We start from the raw sequence: 17,067 nt of genomic DNA, 5'->3' as shown, positions 1-17,067 counted from the left end.
CTCCCGCAACGCGCGAACTGGGTGGTCGCAGGGCCAGATGTGGGTCTCGGATCACCCAGAACGCCGGGCGCCGAGCGCCGCGAGGAGATCGGCGACGACCGCGTCCGAGTCCTCGGTCACCTGCTGCCACGTGTACCGCAGGACGACGTAGCCGTTGGCGCGCAGCCACAGGTCCCGCCGGGCGTCGACCGCCGCCTGCCCGGGGCGCGCGTGCTGACGCCCGTCGAGCTCGACGACGACGCCGAGCTCCGGCCAGAGGCAGTCGACGATCCACGGTCCGAGGGTCACGTTGCGCCGTGGGAGCGGGATCCCGTGGCGGACCAGCAGGCTGCGGAACCGCCGCTCGAGCCGGCTGCGCATCTCCCCCCATCCGGGGACGTGCCGCTCGATCGCCGCCCGGAGCCTCGCGCTGCCCCGGTGACCACGGCGCAGGACGGCGGCGAGATCCTCCGGCCGCGTGCCGTGGTGGAACTCGGCCTCGCGCAGCGCCCGGTCCAGCGCGGCGGGCGCGAACCTGATCGCGATGTCGAGCAGCGTCCGCTCGACCGTCGTGATCGCGAAGCCGTCGAGCGGCACGACCTCGGCCGCGCGTAGCCGCGATCGGTGGATCCAGATGCCCTCGGGCGGCGTCAGCTCCCGGCGCGAGGCGAGCTCGATGAGCCCCGGGGGTCCGTGGGCCACGAGCTGCCAGCGTGCGGCCGCGGTCTGGTGGGAGAGCACGACGTCCGGGCCGCAGGCGAGGACCGCGGCGCGCAGCGCCGCGTCGGGCGGCGCGAGGCCCTCGGGGAAGGTGGCGTACACGCCGGTCCCTCCGTGCAGCGGACGCAGCAGCCCGGCGCGGCGGGCACGGCGGACGTCGGCGAGCGCGACGCCGCCGGCGCGCAGCTGGGCGGCGGTGACGACCCCGGACTGGGCCAGCACGAGCTCCCAGATGTGGAGAGGGAAGGTGACCATGCGCAGGACGATCACCCGGGCGCGCGCGGGAGCCGCCCGCTGTCACCGAAGCAGTGCTGGATCGCGTGCCGCCCGACGCGAACCTGCGCCCGCGCGCAACAGACGGTTCGAGCGTCACGGACGACCCGGACGCTGTCGCGGCCACCCCGGCCCACGCCGAACTGGGTGAGGCCGAGCCCATATCCGGCACCCAGATCACCCAGAACGCGCGGACTGCGGCCGCGGTCGCCGCGCCAACGCCGAACTGGGTGAGGCGGAGTCCATATCTGGCCTCCAGATCACCCAAAACGGGCGGAGCGGCGCGACGATGCGCCCGCGGCGGAGCGCTGGGGCGAGGCCGCCGGGCGAAACGGCCGCGGCGACGCGCCCGCGCCGATGCGCCCGCGGCGGGACGCCCAGGCGAGCCGGCGGCGGCGCGACGTGGCGACCGAGCGGGACGCCCGGGCGCCGCGCCCGCGGCGGGGCACGGACCCGGCCGCGGATGCCACGCCCGATGTCGCGTCGCGCACCGGGCGCGACGCGACGGTCCGGGACCTACTTCTTCGCGAGCAGGGTGCCCGCGTACGCGATGGCCGCGGAGGCGAAGAAGCCGAGGAAGACGCCGATCTTGCGACCGATGTCGATCCCGTCGTCGAGGCCGTCGGGGATGTCCCCGTCCGGCACGCTGAGGATGCGGAACAGCACGAGCAGCGTCGCGAGGGCCCCGAGGCCCAGGACGAGCTGGCCCGCGGGCACCGGGAGGGCGCCGAGCTTGTTCTGCGCGGCGGCGACGGCCACGCCGACCGCGACGACGCCGGTGATGAACAGGACGATGTCGATGAAGCTGAACACCTGCCACGCGTTCCCGCTGTCCGAGGCCGAGATGTTGCCGAACGATGCCGACACCTCGTACCACGGCAGGAACATGATGATGAGCAGCGCGAGACCGGCACCACCGGCGACCTTTGCACCGGTGCTGAGCTGGGATGCGTCCACGAACGGGTCCTCCTTGGAGGCTTGAGCGGATGGGCGCCAGGAGCGTACTCCCGTGCGCGGCGGCCGACGAGCCGCCCTGGGCGCCTGCCCTACCCCCGCGCCGCGCCCCGCACACCCCGCCCGGACACGCGTCGGGTCCCCAGGCCCGCCAGACGTCGCCCGACGCCCGCCTTGAAGTAGATTCCGGCCCCTATGTTCTCGAAGATCCTGGTGGCCAACCGCGGCGAGATCGCGATCCGCGTCTTCCGCGCGTGCAAGGAGATGGGCATCACGTCCGTCGCCGTCTATTCCGAGACCGACCGCAACGCGCTGCACCCCACCAAGGCGGACGAGGCGTACTTCATCGGCGACGGTCCCGCGTCCGAGAACTACCTCAAGGTCGACAAGATCATCGAGGTCGCCAAGGAGTGCGGCGCCGAGGCCATCCACCCCGGCTACGGCTTCCTGTCCGAGAACGCGCCGTTCGCGAAGGCCTGCGAGGACGCCGGCATCGTCTTCATCGGCCCGCCCGCGTCCGCGATCGACGCCATGGGCTCCAAGACCAAGGCCCGCGAGCTGATGCAGAAGGCGGGCGTCCCGATCGTCCCCGGCACCACCGAGGCCGTCGAGACCTACGAGGACGCCGTCCGCATCGCCCGCGACGAGATCGGCTACCCGGTCGCCGTCAAGGCGGCCTCCGGCGGCGGCGGCAAGGGCTTCCGCGTCGCGCTGACCGAGGACAAGCTCAAGGACGCCTACGAGGGCGCGAGCCGCGAGGGCGAGAAGTTCTTCTCCGACGGCACCGTGTACCTCGAGCGCTACCTGCCCGAGCCCCGCCACGTCGAGGTCCAGATCCTCGCCGACACGCACGGCAACGTCATCCACCTCGGCGAGCGCGACTGCTCCATCCAGCGCCGCCACCAGAAGCTCATCGAGGAGTCCCCCGCCCCGTCGTGGGTCGTCGACGAGGAGATGCGCGAGCGGATCGGCAAGATCGGCATCGACGCCGCGAAGGCCGTCAACTACGTCGGCGCGGGCACGATCGAGGGCATGCTCCAGGGCGACGAGTACTTCTTCCTGGAGATGAACACCCGCGTCCAGGTCGAGCACTGCGTGACCGAGATGACGACGGGCATCGACATCGTCAAGCAGGGCATCAAGGCCGCCGCCGGCCTGCCGCTCGACTACCAGCAGGAGGACATCGAGCTGCGCGGGCACGCGATCGAGTGCCGCATCAACGCCGAGTCCGCCCCGCGCAACTTCGCTCCCGCCCCCGGCCCGATCGGCAACTACAAGGAGCCGACCGGCCCCGGTGTGCGCGTCGACTCCGGCGTGCAGGCGTTCGGCGAGGTCTCGCCGATGTACGACCCGATGGTCGCCAAGCTCATCGTCTGGGACGCCGATCGCGAGCAGGCCACGGCCCGCATGATCCGCGCGCTGGAGGAGTACGAGATCGAGGGCCTCGAGACCCTGATCCCGTTCCACAAGGCGCTCCTGTCCACCGAGGACTGGGCCAAGGGCTCGATCTGCAAGGACCTCGTCGAGGACCAGGACTGGCTCAAGTCCACCGCGGAGGACTCGGGCGAGCGCTACGAGTCCGACGACGAGGACAAGGTCCAGAGCGACTACGTCGTCGAGGTCGGCGGCAAGCGCTTCGACGTGAAGGTGTTCGGCGACGCCCCCGCGTACGGTGCCGCGCCGGCCGCCGCGCCCGGGGCCGCCGGCCCGAAGAAGCGCGAGAAGCGCGCCTCCAAGGGCGGCGGCGGTGGCGCCGACCGGCTCGACTCCCCGATGCAGGGGAACATGTGGAAGATCGTCGTCGCCGAGGGCGACACGGTGGAGGAGGGCCAGCTCGTCTGCATCATCGAGGCGATGAAGATGGAGAACGAGATCGTCGCCCACAAGGCGGGCACCGTCTCCAAGCTCCACATCGCCGAGGGCGACCCGATCACCGCCGGCGCGCCGATCGCCGACATCACCAGCGCGCCCGCGGAGCCCGCGGCCGAGTAGTCGGTCTCGCGCGGGGCCCCGTGCCCCGCGCTCGCAGTAGGTTGGCGGCCATGGACTACGTCGCCCTGGCCGCCGGGTATGAGCGGATGATCCCGTTCGCCCACCACATCGGGATCGCGATCCGCGAGATCGCGCCCGGCACCGCCGTCGCGGTGCTGCCCGACGCCGACGAGCTGAAGAACCACGTGGGCTCGCAGCACGCGGGCGCGCTCTTCACCGTCGCGGAGGCCGCGTCGGGCGGCGCGTTCCTCGGCGCGTTCGCCGAGCACCTCGCGACGCTCACGCCGCTGGCGGAACGCGCGGAGATCGCCTACCTGAAGATCGCGCGCGGACCGATCATCGCGAGCGCGGCGCTGCGCACGCCGGTCGACGAGGTCCTCGCCGCGCTGGACACCGATGGCAAGGCGCGGTTCGAGGTCGGCGTCGAGCTGCACGACGAGGCGGGCGTCGAGGTCGGGCGCGTCACGGTGCACTGGTACGTGCGGCGGACCGCGCCCGCGGAGACCTCGGCGTGAGCGCGACCGCGCGCCTCGCCGGGACGCAGGACGCCGCCGCGGTCGCCGAGCTGCTGGTCGCGTTCCGCGACCACTTCGGCATGGACTTCCCCCCGGACGAGGTCTTCCACCGTGGCGTGCGGCACCTCCTCGACGACCCCGAGACCGAGTACGTCCTCGGCTACACGGACCCGACGGGAGACGCGTGCGGCGTCGTGCAGCTGCGGTTCCGCTACGGGATCTGGCGGGCGGGGTACGACTGCCTCGTCGAGGACGTGTTCGTCCGCGACAGCGCTCGCGGGCACGGGGTCGGTCGGGCGATGCTCGCGGCAGCGATGGCGCGGGCGCGTGAGCGCGGCGCGCGACGGATGGAGCTCGACGTCAACGAGGAGAACCCGGCCGCGATCGCGCTCTACGAGTCGTTCGGGTTCCGGGCCAGCTCGGTGGGCTCGACGGCGCGCGACCTCTACATGCGCGTGCATCTCGACCCCTGAGCTCCTCGAACGGGCGTCGGGCTGTACGCCGAATGTCCTGCTCGGCAGATACGCTCGTGCCCGCGATGCCCTCGACCGATCACGTCTCGTCGCCCCCGCCGTCGGTCGACGCCTCCCTGGCGCGCCTGCAGCAGCTGCGGGCGCGGGCCGAGCAGCTGATCGGCGGCGGCGCGCCGGCCGCTCCCGCCCCACCGCCCACGGCACGTGCGGCGTCCGCGGCGTCCCCGCCCGCGAGCGACGTCGACGACGTGACGGCGCAGGTCACCGCCGCCCGCGCCGCGGTGGCGGCGCTGCGCGCCGAGGTCGACGGCGAGCGCCACGAGCACCTCGCCGAGATCGAGCGGCTGCGCGCGGACCGCGACGCCGAGCTCGACGGGCTCCGCACCCAGCACGAGCGCGTCGTCGACGAGCTCGAGGCCGAGCAGGCCCGGACGGTGGAGCTCGAGCAGCGCGTGCGGGAGCTGACGGCGGACATCGAGACGGTCCTCGCCGACCTCGACGCGACGACCACCGAGCTCGAGCACGAGCGCGCCGACCGCGAGGAGACCGTCCGCGAGCTCGTCGGGCAGCTCGAGGCCGAGCGCGAGGCCGCGGTCGCGATCGCCGCCGAGCTCGAAGCGCGGAAGGCCCAGGCCCACGCCGCCGCGGTCGAGGCCGCAGCGCAGCTGGAGGCCGAGCGCGCAGCGCACGAGACGACGCGCGAGGAGCTCGAGGCCGGCAGCGACGAGCGCGTCGCCGGCCTGACCGCGCAGATCGACGAGCTGCGGGCCCGTCATGCGGCGGACCTCGACGAGCACCGCGCGCAGAGCGCCGCGACGGCCTCCCGGTTCGCGCAGGAGACCGAGCGGGTCGCCGCGCAGCTCGACGCGCTCGAGACGCTCGCGGCCGACCTGACCGCGCGCGCCGAGCGCGCGGAGGGCGACCGCACCCGGGCCGACGAGGCCGCGCGGCAGGCGACCGCCGAGCGTGACCGGGCCGCCGCCGAGCGTGACCGGGCGACCGTCGAGGCGCAGCGCGTCGTGGCCGAGCGCGACGCGCGGATCGCGGCGCTCGAGCGGGAGCTCGACGGTGCGCGGGCCCTGCTCGCGGCCGAGCGCGCGGACCGGGAGCGGCTCGCCGGCCAGCAGCGGTCCGCCGACCTCGCCCGGACCGGTGAGCTGCGCGACGCGGTCGCCGCGCGGATCGAGGCGGTCCGGCGCGCCGAGGAGGCGGACGCCCGGGTCGCCCGGGCCGAGGACGGGGTCCGCGTCCGGCAGGAGGAGCTCGACCGGCTGCGCGCGGAGGCCCGGGCGCAGCAGGACGCGCTCGTCAGCGCGCAGCGACAGCTCGCCGAGGCCCAGGTCGGCATCGCCGCCTCCCAGCAGGAGCTCGAGCGCGAGCGGGTCCAGCGCGGCGCCGCGGACGCCCGGCTGCAGCTCGAGCGCACCGCGTTCGAGGAGCGGCTGCGCGCCGCCGAGCAGCAGGGCCGCCAGGCGCTCGAGGCCGAGCGCAGCGCGCACGCGCAGCGTCGCCAGGAGCTCGAGCAGCAGATCGTCGCGATCGAGACGCAGAGCGCCGCCGCCCTGGCCGCCGAGCGCGAGCTGCGCACGCAGCTCCAGACCGACCTGCAGGCCCGGATCGAGACGCTGCGCATCGAGCTGCGCGACACCACCGCGGGACTGCGCACCGAGCTCGACCGCGAGCGCTCGCGGCTGCAGCGGCGCGTCCACGAGCTCGAGCAGCAGGTGGGCAGCGAGGAGCGCGCCCGTATCGCCGCCGAGACCGACCGGGACACGATCCGGCGCCTCACCGAGCAGCTGCGCGGAGAGATCGAGGCGTCGCGCCGCGCGGCCGACGAGAGCCGGCAGCGCTGCGACGACCTCGAGCAGGAGATCGAGCGCCGCGACGTGCTGCTGCGTCGCGTCAGCGTCATCGCCGGGGACCTGCGCGGGCAGCTGACCGCGGTGCGGCAGGTGGCCGCGACCACGACCCCACCGACCCCGACCGACGCGGGCTCCGCAGCCGTCGCCGTCCCGCTGGTCGGCGCCGAGCACGGTCCCGTCATGGGTCGTCCCGACGCAGGCGGGCTCGTCGGTCCGGCGCCGCACGTGGAGCCTTCCGCGCCCGGCGCGCAGCCCGGCCCGCGCACGGCGACCGCGAGCCCCAGGGCCGAAGCGGCCGACAGCGGCTCCGCGGCGTCATTGGATGAGCTCGCCGCGCGGATCGAGCGCCTCAAGCGCCAGGTCCGCGCCGCCGGCCCCGGCGATCCGGCCTAGACCTCCGACGAACCGGCGACACGCCGCGGCGACCCCGGCCGTCCGGCGCGCCGCGCGCGCCGCGCGCGCCGCACGGCTTGGGTCACATCGCGCGTCGCGCGGCGTCAGCCGCCGCGCGAGGAGACGCCCGGGATCCCCGAGTCCGTCCCCGTGGCCGGCGGCGGCGTGGCGGGCGTGGTCGTCGCCGGCGGCGACTGCCCCCCCGGGACGGTGACGGTCGACGAGCCCTCGTCCGCGGACTGCTCGACCTCGGTGCCCGCGACCTCCTGCTCGGACGGCCGCGTGCCCCTGATCGTGAGCAGCTCGTCCGACAGCTGCTGATCGGTGATCGGGACGAGCCGGTTCTCGGTCGCGAGCGTCCGGGACTGGCTGACGAGGTAGTCCAGGAAGGTCCGCACCTCGCGCCGACGCAGCGCCAGCTCCGAGGTGACGACGAACAGCCGCTGGGTCAACGGGTAGACGCCCGTGGTGATCGTCGTCTGCGCCGGGAAGACGCAGCCGGGGCCTGGATAGATCGTCTTGCCGTTGCGGTCCGTCCGGGGCAGCGACGCGTCACCGCTGAGCGGGGTCTGCGGGTCGATCGCCGCGGCGCCCGACGCGCCCGTGCTGCCGGTCGGACCGGTCGGACCGGTCGTCCCGGCACGCAGGCGTCGCTGGTCGGCGTCACGCAGATCACCAACGCGGACCGGCTGACCGCTCTCCGTCTCGGGGACACCGAAGTCGACCTCCAGGGGCCGCAGCTCCTCCTCGAACAGCTCGTAGTAGCTGAACCGGAAGGCACCGACGGTCCCGGCACTGTCCGCCTGCGCGAGCTGCTCGGTGCGGTAGCGCCGGACCTGCAGCTCCAGGCGGGCGTCGTACGCTGCGTTGGCCCGGGCGCGGGCGCGACGCTTCGCGAGCTCCACGAGCCGACGGTTGCGGGCTTCGAGCGCCTGCGCATCGACCGTGATCTTCAGGCGGCGGTTGCGCTCGTTGACCCGGCGGATCTCGGCGAGGATGCGCCGGTCGGCCGCGCGCTCGGCGCGTGCGACGTAGGCGCGCCGCGTCGTGATCGTGCGGGCGCGCAGACGCGCCCGGTACCGACTGACGCGCCCGGCGACGGCCGCGATCCGCGTCGCGTTGGTGACCTCACGCCGCTCGCGCGGGTCGGAGGCGTGCACGATGTAGTCGCTGCGAACGTCGGCGAGGGACGCGTCGACCCGGTTGAGCACCAGCTGGCCGAAGAACTGGAACACGTCGCTGTCGGCCTCGCGGCCGGTCGCGCGCAGCGGCAGGTCGTCGAAGCCGAGCTGGGACCAGTTGCTGATCGTCGAGCCGGCGCGGTAGATGTCGTTGGCCTGCTTGACCGTGATGCAGTCGCCGCCGACGTCGGACTCGTTCTTCGTCGCGAGGACGATCGCGTCCGACGCGAGCTGGAGCGGGTTGACCAGCTTGATGCCACGAGCCGCGCAGAGGTCGATGATGCCCTGCGAGGGCAGCGTCGTCACCTCGATCGCGTCGACCCGTCCCGAGCAGAGGTTCTGGTAGGCGCGGTCCTCGGTCGAACCGCTGAACGTCAGGCGCGACGTCCCGCCCTGGCCGCGGTAGCTGACCGCTCCCTGACGGGTCAGCGAGTCCTGCGTGCGCCCGTCGATCGCGACGGTGCCACTCGGTCGCTTGGGCAGCCGCGCCTCGAGGCGCCGCTGCTGCTCGGCGCTGCTCGCGCCGGTCGTCGCCCCGCGGGAGGACGGCGACTGGACGGTCGGGGACGTCGAGACGTCTCCGGCGTCGTTGGTGTCCACGCCGCAGCCGGCGACGAGCACGCCGCAGGCGGCGATCGCGATCCAGGAGGTGGTCAGTCGTCGGCTCATGGGATTCCCGGGGTGAACGTCTGGCCGTTCGGGTTGCGGGTCTGGCCCTGGCTGGACTGCGCCGTGACGCTGTTCAGGGCGGGGAACTTGAGGATGTTGCCGCGGACCTCCACGACCTCGAAGTCGGAGACCTTGAGGCCCTCGATCTCGTTGCCGCGAAGGAGCGGGGTGGAGACGTCGCCCGAGGCGTTCAACTGCGCCTGCGTGAGAGCGCGGCCGTTGCCGTCCAGCAGCCGGCCCTGCGGGTCGCGCAGCGGCTGGCTCCAGTCGTAGTTGAGCTTCGCGTAGAGCGTGGGCACGCGGGAGCGGTCCACGACGATCGCGCCATACCGCTTGAGGGCGGAGATCAACGCCTCGGCCGCCTTGCGGTTGGTCCGTCCCGGGAAGCGGTAGGGCGTGCAGGCGCTCCGACGGACGGACCGGTCGACCGTGCCGTCGTCCCGGGCGGTGAGCCCGAACGCGGGGTCGTCGCACCGCGCGTCGACCCGGCGGTTGAGGGACGCGAGGGTGACGGAGGAGCGCAGCTTGATCCGGGCGCCTTCGGGAATCGAGCTGAGCTGCCCGACGCCGTCGGTCGACGATGCGGGCTGCACGTAGTTGCGCTGCGCGGGGCCCGGGAGGGAGATCGCGAGCGCGTGCTCGATGCGGCCGGCCTGGATCTCCTCGGGTTGGATCAGGCCCGCGAACAGCGGCAGGCCGGAACCGCGGGCGGAGACGGTGTTGGGCTCCTGGAAGCCCGGACCGTTGAGATCCCACTTGCGCATGAACTGGTAGCTGATGACGTTGCCGTTGCGGCCGCGACGCGCCCGCCAGAGGTCGTAGGCGACGCCCTCGCTGCGGTTGATGACCGTGAACCAGCCGTCGTACTGCGGCAGGGGCGACTCGTCGGCCGGCACGAGCAGCGACGTGACCCGCGCGCCGTCACCGCAGTAGGGCGGCAGCTGACGGCAGACGACACGGGTCGGGACCGCGCCCTCCTCGTCGACGACCGGAACGGTCCAGCGGCGTGTGTTGATGAAGAGGCCCGCGTTGATCGTGCGGCGCTCGCGCCGCGGCGCCCGTCCTGCCTGCTCGACCACGCCGAGCCGCTGCTGCGCGCCCGTGATCCACTGACGCGAGCGCCGGTCGATCGCGGCGTTCTCCACCGCGGTGTTCCACGGCGAGTTCGAGGAGAACGGGCGGAGCGCCAGCGCGGCGCCGGTGCTGCTGCCGACCGTCCCGGCCGCGGCGACACCGCCCGCCGGGACGCCCTGCTGCGTCGAGGGCACCGTCGCGGTGTCGGCGCCGGTCGCCCCGGTCACCGCCGGGGAACCCGGTCCGCCGACGACCTTCTGGCCGCCCTCGTCGTTGGCCGAGTCGCGGCGTGTGCGGGCGCCCTCGGGGGTGGTGGTCGTCCGGGGCGTCGTCGCGGTGGTCCGCGTCGTGCTGGTCGAGATGTCGGAGTTCTGGTCTTCGTTGGCGACCGCCCCGCAGCCGCCGAGGAGGGCGGCGGTCGCGGCGATCATCGTCAGACGGGCGACACGCATCAGGCATCGTCCTTCGGCAGTGGCGGACGGACGGGAATGGCCGGGCGCGGCTTCCGCTCCGGGGCGGCGGCACGGTCCGGCGTCGGGGAGGTCTCGGGCAGGGCGCGGGCTGCGTCCCGGATCCGGGCGCGGACGGCCTCGGCCTCGGGGCTGAGCGGCCGGGCCGGCGGCGCGGCGGGGGTCGCGGTCACGGGGCGCAGGGCGGGCCGCGCGGGTGCCGCGGCGGGCTCGGTCGGCGAGGGCGCCGGCGCGGCAGCCGCGGGCGATGGCGCGGCCGCGGGCGGCGCGTCGGCCGGGGCGGGGTCGGGGCGGCGCGGCGCGACGGCCCGACCGAGCTCGTCGGAGGTCAGGCCGGGCAGCGTCGGCATCGGCCGGGCGGCCTCGGCGGCAGCATCCGCGGCGGCGGAGCGGAGCGTCTCGACGAGCTCGTCGAGCTCGGCCTTGACCTCGAGCGTCTGGTCGAGGCGCAGCTGCAGCTCGCCCGCTCGGGCGGCGAGGTCGTCGGCGATCGACGTCAGCCGCTGGATGCGGCCCTGGGCGAAGCGGTCGACGCGGCGCCGCGCCTCCTCCAGGTAGCGGGCGGCCTCGTGCTCGGCCTCCTGGAGGATCGCGGTCGCGTCCTCCTCGGCGTCGAGGCGGACGGTGACGGCCCGGCGGGCGGTCTCGGCCTCGACCTCGGCCTGGAGCTCTCGGGCGCGCGCCTCGGCGTCCGCGAGGATCGCCGCGACGCGCGCGTTGACCGCGGCGGCGAGGTCGTCGCCCTCGGGGGAGGCGGGGGTGGACGGATCGTGGACCATCGTCACGGGGTCGCGGTCGGGGTGGGCGTCGGGGTCGGCGTGGCGGCGGGCGTCGCGGCGGTGCCGCCTGCGGTCGCCGGCGTGCGCGCGGCGGTCCGGCGCCGGGCCGGGTCGGTGCGCGCGACCCGGAGCAGCAGGTACCGCTCGGTGCGGGCGACGGCGGTCAGGCCGCGCACGAGGCCGTCGTTGGCGCGCGGGTACTTCTGCTGGACCAGGTCGCCCGAGCTCGGGTTGATCGTCAGCAGCACGTAGTCGACCGTGCCCCACGGGTTGTCGAGCACCTGGCGGAAGCGCGTGTCGCCCTTGTCGATGCGGTCGAAGAACAGCTGCGGACGGCCGCTGAGGATGATCACGCCGAAGGTCTTCGCGTTGTCCGTCAGGATCGCGTTGTTGCGCGTGACGTTGCGGTTGATGTACCCGGCCATCTGCGCCTCGGAGAGCACGCCCCCGCGGAAGCCGCCGCGCGACGCGACCCCGGTCTGGTCGTCGCCGGTCTTCACCGCGCGGACGAACGCCTGCTCCAGCGACTGGAACGGATAGCTCTGCATCCCGCTCCAGGCCGTGAACAGGTTGATCACCAGCAGCGCGACGGTCGCCGCCCAGACGCCGACCCGGGCCGTCTCGAAGCTGCGGAAGACCCAGGCGGCACCGACGAACGCGGCGACGTACATGGGCATCGAGTCGCGCAGCGTCAGCAGGCCCTCCTGGTCGTTGATGTAGGCGTTGCCGCCCATGATCACGATGCCCAGGACGACGAACGACGCGAGCCACAGGGCCATGTCGTTGCGCTGCGCGACGAACGTCAGGACGAGCGCAGGGACGACGACGAACGCGAGCGGGAAGACCGTGACGTTCAGCTCCAGCAGCCGCCGGGCGATCTCGTTGAACGTCAGGTCGCCGGTGGTGTCGATGCCGGTCGCGTTGACGGCCTGCGTCGAGGTCGTCGTGCTCGTGATCCAGCCGAACGGGTCGCCGACGATGAGCGTGTTGAAGAGGATCCACAGCGCCAGCACGTAGACGACGGGCGCGGCGAACGCGATCACGGAGCCCTCGACCTCGATCTTGCTCGCGCGGCGTCGCACGAGCGCGACGGCGATGAGCACGGCGAGCAGGACGGCCCAGACGATGAACGCGTACCGGGTGAGCACGAGGACCGCGATGCCGAAGCCGGCGCCGATGAGGAAGCGCGGCTCGGTCGTCGCGTACCAGGACACGAAGCAGTAGAGGCTGAACGCGAGGAAGAAGGCGTAGATGACCTCGCTCATGCCGTTGCCGGCGTAGAAGACCCAGAACGGGTTGAACGCGAAGAGCGCGAGCAGCGGCAGCCGCAGGATCGCGTTCATGTCGCAGCGCGCGAGCGTGCGGTCGAGGATGACGATCGTGCCCGCGGCGAACACGGCGCTCATCAGCGGCAGCGCGATCAGCGAGGTCGCGAGCGGCTTCACGAGCGCGAACGGCAGCATCGCGAACGTCGTCAGCGGCGCGAACACGAAGCCGATCGCGGCGAGCTTCGGCGGGTCGTTGTGCCAGACCAGGTACGCGCGCGTCAGGCGGTCCAGCGCGTCGAACACGATGACGTGCTGGTCGATCGTGATCTTGTAGCCGATCAGGAAGTAGACGACCGCGAGCGCGAGGAACAGCCCGAAGGACACCAGGGCGCCCGGCATCGCGACCTGCGGGCCGCGCGGGGCGTCGTCCAGGACGGTGCCGGAGCGGTGCCCGTGCGCAGCGGGGTTGGACGGCGGGGTGCCGCCGGGCGGGGGGTTCAGGACGGTGCTCATGGTCTCAGCGGGTCGGCGGCGCGGACGTCGTCACCGGCGCGGGGCTCTCGTGGCCCGCGTCGAGTCCGTGCACCGTCTTCTCCCAGTAGAAGGGCCGGTAGAACAGCTGCAGGAAGCCCTTCCACGCCGCGATCGACATGAGGCCCCAGTACAGCGGGGACAGGAGGGCGTACTTGGCGAGGTCGAAGTACCCGCGCTGGACCGAGCCGGCGACGTTCAGGTACATGAACACGAAGTTCCCGATGAACAGCATGAACGCCGCGGCGTAGAACACGAAGCTCGGGAACAGTTCCTGGATGAAGCCCGCCTCCGTGAAGAAGAACACGGTCGTCAGCGCCCAGAAGATCGGGTTCAGCAGGAAGATGAACGTGCCGCCGACGACGAGCTGGAAGCTGATGAAGCTCTTCAGCCCGATCTGGCGCAGGAGCCGCGGCGGGTTGCGCATGTGCACGAGCCACGTCTGGATGTAGCCCTTGATCCAGCGCGACCGCTGGCGGATCCAGTTGTTGAGGTCGGAGTTCGCCTCCTCCAGCGTGGTGGAGTCGATCATCGCCGTCTTGAAGCCCGCCTTGTGGAGGCGGATGCCCAGGTCGGCGTCCTCGGTGACGTTGAACGGGTCCCACGCGGCGAGGTCGATCAGCCGGTCGGTGACGAAGTGGTTGGAGGTGCCGCCCAGCGGGATCGGCACGCCCTGCGCGTCGAGGCCGGGGAGCAGCAGGTCGAAGTGCATCGAGTACTCCGTCGTGAACCACCGGGTCAGGAGGTTCTGGTCGGAGTTGAAGTAGTTGAGCTTCGCCTGGATGCAGGTGACGCGCGGGTCCGCCTTGTCGAACGCGACGACGATCTTCTTCAGCTGGTCCGGGTCGGGCCGGTCCTCGGCGTCGAAGATGACGACGTACTTGCCGTCGGCCTGCAGCAGCCCGTAGTTGCACGCCTTCGGCTTCGTCTTCGGCTGCGCGTCGGGGACGACGACGAGCTTGAAGTGCGGCGGCAGGTTCATGGCGCGGATGGCCGGGACGGTCTCGTCGTCGTCCTCCTCGCAGAGCAGCCGCACGTCGAGCTTCGTCTTCGGGTAGTCGAGGCCGCCGATGCCGTCGACCAGGCGCGGGAGGACCGCGGCCTCGCGATAGAGCGGGACGAGGATTGTGTAGACCGGCAGGTCGCGCTCGTCGATCGCGTCGAGCTCCTCCTGCGTCACGTCGATCTCGTAGGTGTGCCCGAGCGCGTTGTACGTCAGGACGAACTTGTAGAGCGAGGTCGCCAGGTAGAAGATCGACGCGAGGCCGATCAGCGTGATGATCGTGACCTTCGGGAAGATCACGGCGAGCACGACGATCACGACGGCCAGCGCGATGAAGAAGACCTTCTGCGCGGAGCTGAGGACGCGGTTGGCGCACTCCTCCGGGAACCGCTCGAGCAGCTCGGACTTCGCGACCGAGACGTACTCGCCGCCGTTGACGCGCTGCAGCAGCTCGTCGATCGAGTTGCGGGAGGCAAGGAAGCCGCGCAGCTCCAGGTGGGTGTGCTCGCGCAGCGCCGAGACGGTGTCGTCGTCGAGGACGTCGGCGACCGCGAGGTACAGGGTCGTGTCGTCGACCGCGATCGGCACGCAGCGCAGGTGGCGCGCGAGCGGCTCGGGGATGAGCGCGAGCGCGGCCGGGTCCGGGTCGTACTCGGACAGGTCGACGAGCGGCAGCTGGAACTGCTCGGCGAGGATCGCGACGAGCTCCGGCTCGGTGATGATGCCGCTGTGGACGAGCACCTCGCCGAGGCGGCTGCCGGTGCGGGCCTGCTCGGCCAGGGCGCCCGCGATCTGCTCGTCCGTCGCGATGCCGCGCGCCACCAGCAGGTCGCCCAGGCGGGTCGGGAACGCGGGGTCGGTGACGCGCGTGTCCGCGTCCGCCTCGGTCGAGCCCTCCCAGGAACCGGCGGCGCCGCCCTCGGGCCCCATGCCCGCGGGCCACTGCACGAACGTCTCGTCGATCGCGCGCTGCAGCTCCTCCTCGGGGGCGACGACGAACGCGACGTCGCGACCGGTGAGCGACTGCGCGACGTCACGGGCGACGTCGTCGGCCGGCGTGGAGGTCGCGATCGTGACGGTGCCGCCCGCGTAGCTGATCGGGAGGATCGTGAAGTGCCGGCAGATCTGCTCGGAGAGCATCCGTGCGGCCAGCGGGTTGACCGCCCGGTGCTCGGGCGTGCCCGAGTCGGCCGGGTCGAGCACGACGAACTCGAGACCCGCGTGGGTCGCGAGCTGCCGGTAGAAGCGGCGGCTGGGTTCGGTTGCGGACGGAGGGTTCATGCGTCTTGCGGTCCTTGAACGCGGGCGAGCGCGGCGTCGATCTCTGCGGCGGGGGCGATCACGACGCCGATCCGGAGGTTGGGGAAGTGGGTGCGAAGCGCGGAGAGGTCGGGATCGGCGTGCGCCGCGGCGACCTTGAGCTCGTCCGCGACGAGCGTGAGCGGGACGACGCGCTCCTTGAGCGCGAGCTGCAGCGGGACGTAGCGCCACAGCCGGGCGTCGACGTCGAAGCCGCGCAGGCCCGTGTACGGCAGGTTCGCCGCGAGCGCGATGCCGAGAGCGTCGTCCACGTCAAGACCCGGCCCCGGGGCGTGTCGTCAGGCGCTCGGCGGCGCGGCCGGCCTCGCGGTCCTGGCCCTCCATCGTGGAGCGGCGCGAGGACGCCTCGCGGTCGAGGCGCTCCTGGTTGAGGCGCGCCTCCTCCACGGCCGGGTCCGTGGGCGTGCCCGGGGTGGGCGGCGGCCCGCTGCCGGCGCGCTTGGACCGGTCGGAGGCGGCGAAGAGGATGTAGAAGAGCGCGAGGATCGCCAGCGGGGCGACGAGGAACGCGAGGAAGAAGACCGCGAACAGCAGCAGCGCGGCGATCACGACGGCGATGAGCGCGAGCGGGCGGTACTTCTCCTCCTGCTGCTGGTCAGGCACCGGTCATCTCCTCGACGTCGACCTGGATGCGCGCGGCGCCCGGGGCGGGCTCGCGGACGGTGACCGGGAGCGGCGAGACCTCGCGCAGCCGCGTGGCGAGCGCGATCGGTCCGGCCAGCTGCAGGTCGATGAGGGCGCGGTTGCCCTCGAAGCCCTTCACGTAGACGTCCTGCGCGCCCGGGAGGCGGCCGAGCGCCTGTTCGAAGCTGCTGAGCGTCGCGATGTCCGCGAACGGCCCGGCGTCGAGCGTCAGCTGGCCCTGGACCGTCGGATCGGCCGCGACGGCGTCACCGGGCGGCGGGGAGAACGACGGCGGCAGGACCGAGGCGGGCGGCGCCGGCGCCGGGATGTGGGCGACCGGGTCGGCGGGCTCCGGGACGACCGGTGCGAGCGGCGGCGGGGCCGGCGGGACGGCCGGCTCCGGCGTCGGCAGCGGCACGATGGTCGACACCGGCGGCGTGGGCGGCGCCGGCGGGACGACCGGCGTGGTCGGTACGGGCGCGCTGGGCGACCAGCCGCCACCGATCGGCGGCAGGTCGCTCGGCGTCGTCAGGACCGGTGCCGGGGTCGGCGCCGGGCGCTGCGCCAGCAGCAGGCGGTACTCGTCGATCAGCGCGCGCGTCGAGGACTCGAGCGAGTCGCGGAACCGCTCGAGCTCGGCGAGCTGCGCGCGCAGGTCGTCCAACGAGCCGTTCGGGACCGACGGGGCGACCGCGGGCGGCGGGGTGACCGCGGCCGGCGTCGGGGGCGGCGGGACCACGGGCTCGCCGGCCGCGGCCAGCTCGCTCTCGAGATCCTCGAGCTTGCGCTCGAGCTCGCTCAGGGTGGAGGTGATGTCGCGTTCAGCGCCCGGCATGGGAGGTCCTGTCGTGGTGATCCGTCCGGTAGGTGATCGGCAGCCGGAGGCCGCGCGAACAGGGGCGGACAGTAGCAGTCGACCCCGGATGTTCCGGCGAGATGTCGTAGGCGAAAACGCTGCAAATGACGGGGAACCTCACCATCGCTGCA

The 17,067-nt window shown here is 73.2% G+C and carries 14 protein-coding genes; 4 read left to right on the top strand and 10 right to left on the bottom strand.

The window, feature by feature from the left end; all coding sequences use genetic code 11:
• Positions 1-51 precede the first annotated feature (51 nt).
• Entirely contained in the window at positions 52-954 is a 903-nt protein-coding gene (locus C7Y72_RS09200; protein WP_107568458.1) for a DUF559 domain-containing protein, read from the bottom strand.
• A 534-nt stretch (positions 955-1,488) separates the two neighbouring features.
• Positions 1,489-1,929, bottom strand: coding sequence for a hypothetical protein (locus C7Y72_RS09195; protein WP_107568457.1), 441 nt, complete (start codon positions 1,927-1,929; stop codon positions 1,489-1,491).
• A 192-nt stretch (positions 1,930-2,121) separates the two neighbouring features.
• On the opposite strand from C7Y72_RS09195, the gene C7Y72_RS09190 reads away from it, so the two are divergent.
• The 4 genes from C7Y72_RS09190 to C7Y72_RS09175 all read left to right on the top strand — a co-directional run bounded on the left by C7Y72_RS09190 (position 2,122) and on the right by C7Y72_RS09175 (position 7,161).
• Positions 2,122-3,918, top strand: coding sequence for an acetyl-CoA carboxylase biotin carboxylase subunit (locus C7Y72_RS09190; RefSeq protein ID WP_107568456.1), 1,797 nt, complete (start codon positions 2,122-2,124; stop codon positions 3,916-3,918).
• A gap of 50 nt (positions 3,919-3,968) precedes the next feature.
• A complete protein-coding gene (locus C7Y72_RS09185; RefSeq protein WP_107568455.1) occupies positions 3,969-4,433 on the top strand; it encodes a DUF4442 domain-containing protein in 465 nt (154 codons plus the stop codon).
• A complete protein-coding gene (locus C7Y72_RS09180) occupies positions 4,430-4,906 on the top strand; it encodes a GNAT family N-acetyltransferase (RefSeq protein WP_158276745.1) in 477 nt (158 codons plus the stop codon). Before C7Y72_RS09185 ends, C7Y72_RS09180 begins: the two co-directional genes overlap by 4 nt.
• Before the next feature lie 65 nt (positions 4,907-4,971).
• Positions 4,972-7,161: a coiled-coil domain-containing protein gene (locus tag C7Y72_RS09175; RefSeq protein ID WP_107568453.1), complete on the top strand. Its 2,190-nt coding sequence runs from the start codon at positions 4,972-4,974 to the stop codon at positions 7,159-7,161.
• Between the two features lie 104 nt (positions 7,162-7,265).
• Here the strand turns inward: C7Y72_RS09175 and C7Y72_RS09170 are convergent, their stop codons facing one another.
• Genes C7Y72_RS09170 through C7Y72_RS09135 form a run of 8 tightly spaced genes read right to left on the bottom strand, consistent with a single transcriptional unit; the run spans position 7,266 to position 16,915 of the window.
• Positions 7,266-9,011, bottom strand: coding sequence for a substrate-binding domain-containing protein (locus tag C7Y72_RS09170; protein WP_107568452.1), 1,746 nt, complete (start codon positions 9,009-9,011; stop codon positions 7,266-7,268).
• Positions 9,008-10,537, bottom strand: coding sequence for a hypothetical protein (locus C7Y72_RS09165; protein WP_107568451.1), 1,530 nt, complete (start codon positions 10,535-10,537; stop codon positions 9,008-9,010). Before C7Y72_RS09165 ends, C7Y72_RS09170 begins: the two co-directional genes overlap by 4 nt.
• Entirely contained in the window at positions 10,537-11,334 is a 798-nt protein-coding gene (locus C7Y72_RS09160) for a hypothetical protein (protein ID WP_107568450.1), read from the bottom strand. Before C7Y72_RS09160 ends, C7Y72_RS09165 begins: the two co-directional genes overlap by 1 nt.
• 2 nt (positions 11,335-11,336) lie before the next feature.
• Positions 11,337-13,115 carry a hypothetical protein gene (locus C7Y72_RS09155; protein WP_107568449.1) on the bottom strand — a complete coding sequence of 593 codons (1,779 nt, stop codon included), beginning with the start codon at positions 13,113-13,115 and terminating at the stop codon, positions 11,337-11,339.
• A gap of 4 nt (positions 13,116-13,119) precedes the next feature.
• On the bottom strand, positions 13,120-15,417 hold the full coding sequence (locus C7Y72_RS09150) for a GspE/PulE/PilB domain-containing protein (protein ID WP_107568448.1): 2,298 nt from the start codon (positions 15,415-15,417) through the stop codon (positions 13,120-13,122).
• Positions 15,414-15,707 carry a GspE/PulE/PilB domain-containing protein gene (locus C7Y72_RS09145; RefSeq protein WP_107568447.1) on the bottom strand — a complete coding sequence of 98 codons (294 nt, stop codon included), beginning with the start codon at positions 15,705-15,707 and terminating at the stop codon, positions 15,414-15,416. The genes C7Y72_RS09150 and C7Y72_RS09145 overlap by 4 nt, the downstream gene beginning before the upstream one ends.
• 1 nt (position 15,708) lies before the next feature.
• A complete protein-coding gene (locus C7Y72_RS09140; protein ID WP_107568446.1) occupies positions 15,709-16,059 on the bottom strand; it encodes a hypothetical protein in 351 nt (116 codons plus the stop codon).
• Positions 16,052-16,915 (bottom strand): hypothetical protein, encoded by an 864-nt coding sequence (locus C7Y72_RS09135; protein ID WP_107568445.1) that lies wholly within the window; start codon positions 16,913-16,915, stop codon positions 16,052-16,054. Before C7Y72_RS09135 ends, C7Y72_RS09140 begins: the two co-directional genes overlap by 8 nt.
• Positions 16,916-17,067 lie beyond the last annotated feature (152 nt).

Origin of the sequence: Paraconexibacter algicola, from assembly GCF_003044185.1 — a bacterium.
GTDB classification, from domain to species: Bacteria; Actinomycetota; Thermoleophilia; order Solirubrobacterales; family Solirubrobacteraceae; genus Paraconexibacter; species Paraconexibacter algicola.
The sequence above is the reverse complement of the archived record's forward strand: the minus strand, read 5'-3'. Positions and strand labels throughout refer to the sequence as shown.

Bases quoted from the DNA above. Each gene is read 5' to 3' on its own strand.
- C7Y72_RS09200 (WP_107568458.1), bottom strand. From the start codon at position 954: ATGGTCACCTTCCCTCTCCACATCTGGGAGCTCGTGCTGGCCCAGTCC.
- C7Y72_RS09190 (WP_107568456.1), top strand. From the start codon at position 2,122: ATGTTCTCGAAGATCCTGGTGGCCAACCGCGGCGAGATCGCGATCCGC.
- C7Y72_RS09185 (WP_107568455.1), top strand. From the start codon at position 3,969: ATGGACTACGTCGCCCTGGCCGCCGGGTATGAGCGGATGATCCCGTTC.
- C7Y72_RS09175 (WP_107568453.1), top strand. From the start codon at position 4,972: ATGCCCTCGACCGATCACGTCTCGTCGCCCCCGCCGTCGGTCGACGCC.
- C7Y72_RS09170 (WP_107568452.1), bottom strand. From the start codon at position 9,011: ATGAGCCGACGACTGACCACCTCCTGGATCGCGATCGCCGCCTGCGGC.
- C7Y72_RS09165 (WP_107568451.1), bottom strand. From the start codon at position 10,537: ATGCGTGTCGCCCGTCTGACGATGATCGCCGCGACCGCCGCCCTCCTC.
- C7Y72_RS09160 (WP_107568450.1), bottom strand. From the start codon at position 11,334: ATGGTCCACGATCCGTCCACCCCCGCCTCCCCCGAGGGCGACGACCTC.
- C7Y72_RS09155 (WP_107568449.1), bottom strand. From the start codon at position 13,115: ATGAGCACCGTCCTGAACCCCCCGCCCGGCGGCACCCCGCCGTCCAAC.
- C7Y72_RS09150 (WP_107568448.1), bottom strand. From the start codon at position 15,417: ATGAACCCTCCGTCCGCAACCGAACCCAGCCGCCGCTTCTACCGGCAG.
- C7Y72_RS09135 (WP_107568445.1), bottom strand. From the start codon at position 16,915: ATGCCGGGCGCTGAACGCGACATCACCTCCACCCTGAGCGAGCTCGAG.